The organism is Criibacterium bergeronii, assembly GCF_001693775.2.
In the GTDB taxonomy this organism is placed as follows: domain Bacteria; phylum Bacillota; class Clostridia; order Peptostreptococcales; family Filifactoraceae; genus Peptoanaerobacter; species Peptoanaerobacter bergeronii.
Genome location: NZ_MBEW02000072.1, coordinates 1 through 902, shown reverse-complemented (window position 1 = coordinate 902; position 902 = coordinate 1). Strand labels below are relative to the sequence as shown.

General features: G+C 29.9%; 2 protein-coding genes. Both read left to right on the top strand.

Annotation, left to right across the window (positions count from 1 at the left end; translation table 11 throughout):
- The first annotated feature begins 34 nt into the window (after positions 1-34).
- Positions 35-526, top strand: coding sequence for a helix-turn-helix domain-containing protein (locus tag BBG48_RS10820; RefSeq protein ID WP_068912989.1), 492 nt, complete (start codon positions 35-37; stop codon positions 524-526).
- Positions 527-531: 5 nt separating this feature from the next.
- Positions 532-902, top strand: a 371-nt coding sequence (locus BBG48_RS10815; protein WP_116170993.1) for an IS630 family transposase, incomplete at its 3' end; no start/stop codon positions are given.

Genomic DNA, 902 nt, shown 5'->3' with positions numbered 1-902 from the left:
AAATTAAGTAGTATAATATATCTTGAGGTGGACTATGAATAAAATACAAATAACAAAAGAAGAATATGGAATAGTAAAAAAATTAATGAAAGAAAATAAAAATAAGAATGTAGATAAAAGATTGAGAGCTATTGCTCTAAGATATGAAGGAAAATCAAATAGTGAAATAGCAAACATTACCGGCTTTTCAAATACTTGGGTAACACTTTTGACAAAAAAATTTAAAAAAGAAGGACCATATGAATTTGTTAAATCAAAGTATAAAGCAAACAATAGAAGCTTATCGGAAGAAAAAGAAAAAGAAATCCTAAAGGAGTTTCAAAAACAAGCAGAAAAAGGACAGATAGTAACCGTAAAAGATATAAAACAAGCATTTGACAAAAAAATAGGAAAAGATACAGGAAGAGGATATATTTATATGGTGTTAGATAGACATAATTGGAGAAAAGTAATGCCAAGAAGTAAACACCCTAAGAAAGCAAGCGAAGAGGCTATAGAAACCTCAAAAAAATTAACGAAACGGTAAAAAGCTTGGAAAGCGATAGCCCTTATAAAAAAGTAAGACTTATGTTTCAAGATGAAGCAGGATTTGGCAGAATAAATAAGCCAAAACATTGTTGGTGTAAAAAAGGAACAAGACCAACAGCTCCATGCCATCACATAAGAGAATATAGGTATGTGTATGGAGCAGTGGAACCTAACACAGGAGAAAACTTCTTTTTAATTATGCCGAGTTGTAATACAAATTGTATGAAAATATTTTTAAAACAACTATCTAAAGAATATAAAAATGACATAATAATTTTAGTATGTGATGGAGCGACATGGTACAAATCAAAAGACTTAGACATACCAAAAAACATAGTAATAACGCACATACCACCATACACCCCGGAAATGAA